Genomic DNA, 7,775 nt, shown 5'->3' with positions numbered 1-7,775 from the left:
TAGCTCAGTTGGTAGAGCGCCGGACTGTTAATCCGTAGGTCCCTGGTTCGAGCCCAGGTCGAGGAGCCAATATACGCTAGTGAATGAAGCCCTTACGAGAAATCGTTGGGGCTTTTTTACGTCCAGGTCTGGTCATTGCGTGCCGTTTGGGTTCTGCATTGGTTCGGTTGGTGGGCATCGGGGGGTATGGCGGGAGGCACTTTGGTCACCAACTGTTTCGTTGCCTGCATAATTCCTGCATTCGTCACAATGCCAACCCATGCCTTCATCCAAGTTCACCTATGTGGTATTTACTTGGGCCGCGCAACGGCAGGTCGGGCTAGTTACGGTCGCGGCCTGGTTCGATCAAGGCGACCATCGCCCTCGACCCGGCAGTGTCTTCCGAAGCGGGGCGGATTTATGTGAACCAGTCCCCATGTCGGGCCTTGGTAATTGACGCAGGAGAATGATTGTGAAAGATCTGGTTTGGGACAACGTACTGAGTGTCGGCGTCGATGAGATCGATGAAGATCATCGCAAGCTGATCCATATCTTCAACATTCTCAACCATGCCCTCACGGATGGGGAATCCAAAGAATATCTTGCGGCGACATTGGAAGAGTTGATCAACTGTACGGTCTGGCATTTCAGTCACGAGGAGCGGTTGATGCTGAAGTATCGTTATCAGGAATATGAAGAGCACAAAGCCGAGCACCAGGAATTGATTCAAAGCACCAGGGAACTGCAGCAGGAGATAGTTGGGTCGGGCAAGCCCTTCGCGGATGAACATATCCAATTTCTGGAGCGTTGGTTAACCGTGCATATCCTCACCGCAGATGGGCGATTGGGCTCTTATCTTTCTCATGTGATGTAGGCGTTTTCTTGGACGTACTCGGGGTACCGGCGATTTAGTAGCCGCTGCGATGTACTGCTTTGGGAAGATTGCGTCCACACAGCTAAACCATGAACGTCGAATCAATCCCCAAGTTCACCCGCCCTGCTGCCAAACTATGGGCCAAAGTGCCAGTCGACGCCAAGAAGCTACTGCTGTCCAACGTCTGGTGCGTCCACTGCAGCCATGAGGTGACCATTACTGACTTTACCGGGACAGTCATGGGAGGGGACTTGGCGCTGCAGGGGTTGTGCTCTGACTGCCGTAGTGATGTGGCTAGGGTCATTGAGATGGGGTGAATGACGACAAGGTGGGCAAATCTGGCTGAATTTTGTGAGGCAACTTCAGACCCACACGAGTCAGTCAACCTCCGAAAGTGTCTCCTGCGAATCGGACATTGACACCAGTTGGCAACTCTTCAATCGGCAATCTGGCGATGATTTCGTGCGAGGGCGCGCTCGCCGTTGACCAACCGGGGCGTAGTGGGATGCGCTCCGCTATCGTCACCGACTACTTGACCTTGGCCTTATACATATAGCCAGTCTCCGATCTATCTTTTGACTTAAGTGGGTAGGTCGCATCATCAGGATCAAACGAAAGGACGATATTGCGCTCTCTACAACCGGAGAATCTGACGGTGTCCGCAGCAATCGTTACGTTGCGCTCACAACGCATAAGACCGCTGGTGTTTATACCCGTCGCGATGACATTGAGCTTCGCTACGATGTCTTTCCCGCTATCCACAAATATGGCTTCGGTTGCCCCGCTGTTGCGTGTATCGGGATTGCTCCATTCAATAACCCACCCATTGGCAGGCTTAAGCAATAAAGCCTTCAGGTCTTGAGCATTCGCTGATAGAGAACACGTGGCCGTGAGAACTATTCCGGCAATGGCTAATGCGAGTTTCTTGTTCATAGCAGTTTTCCTCGTGGCATTTGGTTGACCAGCCCTGTGCAGGGTGCGGTATCAGCATAGGTGACTCGCAGATACCCCTGATTGATAAAGCGCAAGTGAAGGCATAAATATGAGAACAATGGACGACCCCGCCAATCGCGGTGGTCGCTGGGCCATGACGAGCGGGTGCTGATTTGCAGCCCAACCCAAGGAATTGGTTTGCCCAGCAGCGGGCACTGGTGACCGACAGGTCACGCTGCACTGCCGAATTACGCAGCGATCCATTGCAGACTTTCAACTTGATCAGTGCGCTTTGTCAAATCTAGTGGTTAAAGGCACAGGATCCTGGTCCGCCAGCATTTGGACATCCTCCACATGGGCTTGGCATAGGCGGTGCAGCACGCTCTGATGAGTTGGTAGTGGCGAACACCGATAACAATTTTTCCAGCTTATTTGAGTGGCAGCTTGGGCATTCCGGGGTCGTGTCGGAACGCACCAGTGCTTCGAATTCGGTTCCACAGTCACCACAGACATATTCGTAGATTGGCATCTTTACTCCAAGTCGTTGCCGAATTATCGATCTCCCACCACAGCGTCAGCAGACCATGGAAAGCTCTTCTCAGCTCATTCAAAACAGGCAATCAGAACCGTGAACTGCATGGCATCGTCTGCAATTGAACTGGCTTTCCGTGCAGCAGTCTGAGGCCTTTCACTGTATTTAACGCCCTGTGCTTCCAAGAAGTTCTGTGCGACAGAGGATTTGATCGCGAAATTGATGTTCTGAGGAATGTCCCCAGTTATCTTCAGTGATCGCATAGCGTCAAGTTTGCTTTGAACAACCCCTACGACTAGACCCGATTCGTCAAGGACAGCGCCTCCACTATTACCTGGTTGCACCGGGGCTGAGACCTGATATTTACTAGGATCATTGGCAAGGCCAGCGAGTGCTGAAATTGAGCCCGTTTGTTAGTGCCGATCGCCGACTGAGCCACCGCGCCGACATTTCGTTGAGCCGCGCGTCGAGCCCAAGTCCTCAACGCTGGCGCTGTCTCCCGTCGGAAAGTCTTGGCTCACCGCCGCGTCGGCATACCAAGTGAAACTGGCTCAATCCGAGGTCGGTACCAACAGGGTGCCAACAAAACGGTTTTTTGATTCGCACATAGACATTCAAAATATATTGACATGAATTCTACAATAATGTAGACTTCAGTTCATGACTAAATGGCTGTCGCTCATCACAACTCTGCCCACCGAGAACGCCACCTTGCGCCAACGCACTTGGCGCGCCCTCAAAGCATCCGGTGCCGCCGTGCTGAGGGACGGGGTTTACCTAATGCCAGAGCGCGAAAGCTGCCGTGTCACCCTGGAGGGCCTAGCCTTTGAAGTACGCGATGGCGGCGGCAGCGCTCATGTATTGCGTGTGGAGGAACCCGAAGGAGCCAACTTCGCAGCGCTGTTTGATCGCAGCAGTGACTTCGCCGCATTGTTGTCCGAGGTCGATCAGGTCAAACAGCAGCTGACAACAGATACCGTGCAAGACGTATTGCGAAAGACACGCAAGCTGCGCAAATCCTTTGCCAATCTTGTCCCAACGGACTTCTTTCCCGCAGAGGCCCAGCGACAAGTCGATAACGCCTTGCGTGAACTGGAGTTGACCTGTGCGTGCGCCCTGTCGCCAGATGAACCCCATGCCCAGGACGGGCGCATTGCGCGTCTTCACATGACAGACTATCAATGCCGTCTCTGGGCCACGCGGCAACGCCCATGGGTTGATCGATTGGCCAGTGCGTGGTTGATTCGGCAGTTTATTGACCCGCAAGCGCGCCTGCTGTGGCTGGCCAGCCCCGCAGACTGCCCGCCAGACGCCATCGGATTCGACTTTGACGGTGCAACATTCAGCCACATGGGTAGCCGGGTCACCTTTGAAGTGCTGGCGGCGAGCTTCGGACTTGATCAACCCGCAATCGCTCGCCTTGGCCTGCTGGTGCACTACCTCGATGTGGGTGGCGTGCAGCCCCCGGAAGCAGCAGGCATTGAGAGCGTATTGAATGGCATGCGCGAAAGCATCTCGAACGATGACCAACTGTTGATGGCCGCCTCAGTTGTGTTCGACGGACTGTTGATCAGCTTGGGGCAGGCAAGTCAATGAAGACGAACCAACCCGTGACGCATGAGGCCGTGCCATCGGCGTCCCCACCCCAGCCGGTGAGCTTCTGGCAGGCATTTGCGTTCTGGCTCAAGCTGGGTTTCATCAGTTTCGGTGGGCCAGCCGGGCAAATTTCGATCATGCACCAGGAACTGGTGGAAAACCGGCGTTGGATTTCTGAACAGCGTTTCCTTCATGCACTGAACTATTGCATGATGCTCCCCGGCCCGGAAGCACAGCAGTTGGCCACCTATATCGGCTGGCTGATGCACCGGACCTGGGGTGGCATCGTGGCCGGCGCATTGTTTGTTCTTCCTTCACTCTTGATACTGATCGTGCTGTCGTGGGTGTACATCGCCTTCGGTGAAATGCCGCTGGTTGCGGGCTTGTTCTATGGCATCAAGCCGGCTGTGACGGCCATCGTGATTCAGGCGGCACACCGCATTGGCTCCCGCGCGCTCAGGAACAACTGGTTGTGGGGAATTGCAGCGGCCTCTTTCGTCGCCATTTTTGTCGCCAACATCCCATTTCCAGCCATCGTTGCGGCGGCTGCCTTGGTAGGTTATGTCGGCGGTCGGATCGCACCCGACAAGTTCAAGTCCGGGGGCGGACATGGCAAGGCCGACAAGTCCTTTGGCCCAGCGCTCATCGACGATCACACACCCACGCCGGAACATGCCAAATTTCATTGGCTTCGACTATCACAAGTGATCGGGATGGGTGCCTTGCTTTGGCTCGTGCCAATGGGATTGCTGACCACAAGCTACGGCTGGGGCCACCCGCTGACACAGATGGGTTGGTTCTTCACCAAAGCCGCGTTGCTGACGTTTGGCGGTGCATATGCTGTGCTGCCCTATGTGTACCAGGGAGCGGTGAGTCATTATGGATGGCTCACAGCGACACAAATGATTGATGGCCTTGCCCTGGGGGAAACAACACCGGGGCCACTCATCATGGTGGTGGCTTTTGTCGGCTTCGTGGGTGGTTATGTCAAGGCCTTGTTCGGCCCGGATGCCCTGTTTCTGGCGGGGGCCGTGGCGGCCAGTTTGGTGACGTGGTTCACCTTTTTACCCTCGTTTTTGTTCATCCTGGCGGGCGGCCCTTTGGTGGAAAGCACCCACGGTGACCTCAAGTTCACCGCACCGTTGACAGCCATCACCGCGGCCGTGGGGGGCGTGATTCTGAATCTGGCCCTTTTCTTTGCCTACCACGTCTTATGGCCCAAGGGGTTTGGCGGGAGTTTTGATTGGGTCTCCGCACTGATCGCACTGGGTGCCGGCGTCGCCTTGTTTCGCTTCAAGCGCAATGTGATCCATGTCATCGCCGCCAGTGCGGTGGCGGGCTTGCTCACACGACTTTTTTAACCTGTGCTGGAGAACACCATGAAGGCTATTTCAGTTGCCACCTTGTCCGGCTGCCTGATGGAGCCCAAGCAGCCAGTTCTCATCGATGTCCGCAGAGAAAGTGCACGCCAAGCCTCTGGCATGACCATCGCCAAATCAATTTGGCGCGACCCCGCACAATGGCTGAACTGGAAAGACGAAGTGGCCGCCTTGTCAGAGCCGGTGGTGTTTTTTTGTGTTCACGGACACGAAATCAGCCAAGGCCTCACCGCTGCTTTGCGTGCCATGGGCAAGGATGCAAGGTATTTGGAAGGTGGTTTTTCTGAATGGCAAACGGTCGGCCTGCCTATGGTAGAAATCGCAAGCGTCAGCAGCACAAAATGGGTCACACGCGAGCGCCCAAAAATTGATCGCATTGCATGCCCGTGGCTGGTGGCCCGGTTCATCGACCCACAGGCCGAATTCCTCTATGTGCCGGCCATCGATGTACCCCGAGTGGCGCACGAAACCGGCGCAATTCCCTATGACATTCCCGATGTTGAACTCTCCCACATTGGCGAGCTGTGCAGTTTCGATGCGTTCCTGGACAAGTATGGTCTGCATGATCCAGCACTCCAACAGCTTGCTTTGATCGTGCGCGGCGCAGACACCTCCCGACTCGACCTCACCCCACAGTCAGCGGGGCTGTATGCGCTGTCACTCGGCCTGTCACAAATCTTTGCCAATGATCATGAAATGCTTCGACATGGCAAGGTCATGTATGACGCTCTCTATGCATGGTGCCGGGACTGTCAAAGCGAAACCCACAAATGGCCCCCCAAAGATGTAGCGGCCTAGAAGAAATCAGTTTTAACTGCTGAATCCGTTGCGTTGGAGCGAGTGGTCGAACTTTCTAAGCCCCCGTGTTAGTGCCGATCGCCGACTGAGCCACCGCGCCGACATTTCGTTGAGCCGCGCGTCGAGCCCAAGTCCTCAACGCTGGCGCTGTCTCCCGTCGGAAAGTCTTGGCTCACCGCCGCGTCGGCATACCAAGTGAAACTGGCTCAATCCGAGGTCGGTACCAACAGGCGGGCTCAGACGGCCAGTCGCCGCCAAGCCCAGCCTGAACCCGCATAGCCGCTTCCACACGTTCAGGGTTGATCGGGTCTTTGAGAAAGTGGAGGTGACCATTGAACTTCCCGGAAGCTGGCATTGGTGGGTGGCTTTGGGCCACTGATCGAAGCCGCGAATTAAAGCGAGGAAATTTCGCTTGACCGGGACGCTTCAGGTCAGCTTGGTTGAACCCGAGGCCATGGAAATTCTTCCTTCAAAATATGCCCGGCGATGACGTCGACTGCCAGGAATGACACGAGTGTGCGATGGTCCAGTTCGCCCCTTTGGTGTTGCTGAAAGAGTGTCGTTGCCTTGTCCATGAGCGTTTGATGTTGCGCTTGATGCTCAACCAGGTGGGGGTCTTTCACCTCTGCCAGAATGAACTCCTCGGTGGAAAAATGTTGGCTCATGTGCTCAATCGTTTTCCTTAGAAGGGTGCCAGCAGATGGATTGGGTTGGTTTTCAAGAATGGCCTCTATGGTCTCATTGGCAAGGCCAAACAAGCGGCGGTGTTGCCCATCAATCAAATCGTGACCGCATTCGTACCTTTTGCTCCAGGACATCTGGATCAGACCTCCTGGTGGTAGGTTTTGTGAATGCAGTACAGATTCATTGGCAAGGTGTTTCTCGTATTGAGTGAACTCTTTGCGGTACTTGTAGCGAAGTACCCATACCGCCGCACCGGCCAGTATCAGCATGCCACCGCTGACGGCCCCCATGGCGCCCGGAAGCATAACAAAAGTAAGTATCCCGGCAAAGCAGTAAACATAAGCCAAGGAGTTGTAGAGCCAAGCGGGATAAACCCGGTGCGTGTTCATCATCTGAGTGTCATCCGTTGCAGGTGGAGCGCTTGGAGCATTGTCCAGAAAGCGCAAAAAAAAGCAACCGTTTGTGGCGACGAAACTGCAAAGTCAAGGGTTTGACTGAAGCAAACCTTAAGATTGGGTGCCGCTCACGCTACATCAGCTTTTTACCGCCTGAATAGCTCAGCCTCAGTCTTCGCCCTTTGGGTTTCAATGAGAGCCGTTCAGTACAGCCAGCTTTCCGGATGCCCGGTGCAACTCCGGGCAGGAAAGCAGCCGACAATTGGATGACTGTAGGGCTTTTCCTTGATTTTTTCTGAGAATGTCATAACATACAAACATTAACCGATCAGGAGAATTAAGATGAGCGTGCACACCTGTTCAAGTCGTGAGTTCACCCGAGATGTTGGCGCAGCCAAACGGGCAGCAGCGCAAGGTCCTGTGTTCATCACCGACAGGGGGCGACCGGCGTTTGCTTTGCTCAAAATTCAAGACTATTACGAGCTCACGGGAAAGCAGGACGTATCACTTTTGGACTTGATGGATTCGATTCCGGGTGGCGAAGGCATAGAGTTCGAACCAAAGAAAGTACGGGTAGAAATAAGTGTCGCTGATCTGCTTTGAGG

Annotated in this window: 8 protein-coding genes and 1 pseudogene; 6 read left to right on the top strand and 3 right to left on the bottom strand. The window is 54.6% G+C overall.

Annotated features, from left to right (window positions below; all coding sequences use genetic code 11):
- Nucleotides 1–451 precede the first annotated feature (451 nt).
- The gene (locus PHF15_RS02365) at nucleotides 452–853 is read left to right on the top strand and encodes a bacteriohemerythrin (RefSeq protein WP_300118580.1); all 402 of its coding nucleotides are present in this window, start codon (nucleotides 452–454) and stop codon (nucleotides 851–853) included.
- Between the two features lie 528 nt (nucleotides 854–1,381).
- On the opposite strand, the gene PHF15_RS02360 is transcribed toward PHF15_RS02365, so the two are convergent.
- Both PHF15_RS02360 and PHF15_RS02355 read right to left on the bottom strand, forming a co-directional pair.
- Nucleotides 1,382–1,786, bottom strand: a complete 405-nt coding sequence (locus PHF15_RS02360; RefSeq protein ID WP_300118577.1) for a hypothetical protein — start codon at nucleotides 1,784–1,786, stop codon at nucleotides 1,382–1,384.
- Between the two features lie 301 nt (nucleotides 1,787–2,087).
- Nucleotides 2,088–2,315 carry a zinc ribbon domain-containing protein gene (locus PHF15_RS02355; RefSeq protein WP_300118574.1) on the bottom strand — a complete coding sequence of 76 codons (228 nt, stop codon included), beginning with the start codon at nucleotides 2,313–2,315 and terminating at the stop codon, nucleotides 2,088–2,090.
- Between the two features lie 663 nt (nucleotides 2,316–2,978).
- Between PHF15_RS02355 and PHF15_RS02350 the strand changes: the two genes are divergently transcribed.
- The 4 genes and pseudogenes from PHF15_RS02350 to PHF15_RS02335 all read left to right on the top strand — a co-directional run bounded on the left by PHF15_RS02350 (nucleotide 2,979) and on the right by PHF15_RS02335 (nucleotide 6,091).
- Nucleotides 2,979–3,914 carry a chromate resistance protein ChrB domain-containing protein gene (locus PHF15_RS02350; RefSeq protein WP_300118571.1) on the top strand — a complete coding sequence of 312 codons (936 nt, stop codon included), beginning with the start codon at nucleotides 2,979–2,981 and terminating at the stop codon, nucleotides 3,912–3,914.
- Nucleotides 3,911–5,275, top strand: a complete 1,365-nt coding sequence (gene chrA, locus PHF15_RS02345) for a chromate efflux transporter (RefSeq protein WP_300118568.1) — start codon at nucleotides 3,911–3,913, stop codon at nucleotides 5,273–5,275. The genes PHF15_RS02350 and chrA overlap by 4 nt, the downstream gene beginning before the upstream one ends.
- 18 nt (nucleotides 5,276–5,293) lie before the next feature.
- A pseudogene (locus PHF15_RS02340) lies at nucleotides 5,294–5,575 on the top strand (rhodanese-like domain-containing protein); the annotation flags it as partial.
- A 27-nt stretch (nucleotides 5,576–5,602) separates the two neighbouring features.
- Nucleotides 5,603–6,091: a chromate resistance protein ChrB domain-containing protein gene (locus PHF15_RS02335; RefSeq protein WP_300118628.1), complete on the top strand. Its 489-nt coding sequence runs from the start codon at nucleotides 5,603–5,605 to the stop codon at nucleotides 6,089–6,091.
- Nucleotides 6,092–6,522: 431 nt separating this feature from the next.
- Here PHF15_RS02335 and PHF15_RS02330 read toward each other — a convergent pair whose 3' ends face one another.
- Nucleotides 6,523–7,167, bottom strand: coding sequence for a hemerythrin family protein (locus PHF15_RS02330; RefSeq protein ID WP_300118565.1), 645 nt, complete (start codon nucleotides 7,165–7,167; stop codon nucleotides 6,523–6,525).
- Nucleotides 7,168–7,512: 345 nt separating this feature from the next.
- Between PHF15_RS02330 and PHF15_RS02325 the strand changes: the two genes are divergently transcribed.
- Entirely contained in the window at nucleotides 7,513–7,773 is a 261-nt protein-coding gene (locus PHF15_RS02325) for a prevent-host-death protein (RefSeq protein ID WP_300118562.1), read from the top strand.
- The last annotated feature ends 2 nt before the right edge of the window (nucleotides 7,774–7,775 follow it).

Source organism: Rhodoferax sp., from assembly GCF_028689295.1.
Taxonomy (GTDB): domain Bacteria; phylum Pseudomonadota; class Gammaproteobacteria; order Burkholderiales; family Burkholderiaceae_C; genus Rhodoferax.
Note: the sequence above shows the minus strand (reverse complement) of the source record. Positions and strands in the feature narration are given on the sequence as shown.

Excerpts from the sequence above, each read along its gene's own strand:
- PHF15_RS02350 (WP_300118571.1), top strand. The coding sequence starts at position 2,979 with ATGACTAAATGGCTGTCGCTCATCACAACTCTGCCCACCGAGAACGCC.
- PHF15_RS02330 (WP_300118565.1), bottom strand. The coding sequence starts at position 7,167 with ATGATGAACACGCACCGGGTTTATCCCGCTTGGCTCTACAACTCCTTG.
- chrA (WP_300118568.1), top strand. The coding sequence starts at position 3,911 with ATGAAGACGAACCAACCCGTGACGCATGAGGCCGTGCCATCGGCGTCC.
- PHF15_RS02355 (WP_300118574.1), bottom strand. The coding sequence starts at position 2,315 with ATGCCAATCTACGAATATGTCTGTGGTGACTGTGGAACCGAATTCGAA.
- PHF15_RS02360 (WP_300118577.1), bottom strand. The coding sequence starts at position 1,786 with ATGAACAAGAAACTCGCATTAGCCATTGCCGGAATAGTTCTCACGGCC.
- PHF15_RS02325 (WP_300118562.1), top strand. The coding sequence starts at position 7,513 with ATGAGCGTGCACACCTGTTCAAGTCGTGAGTTCACCCGAGATGTTGGC.
- PHF15_RS02335 (WP_300118628.1), top strand. The coding sequence starts at position 5,603 with ATGGTAGAAATCGCAAGCGTCAGCAGCACAAAATGGGTCACACGCGAG.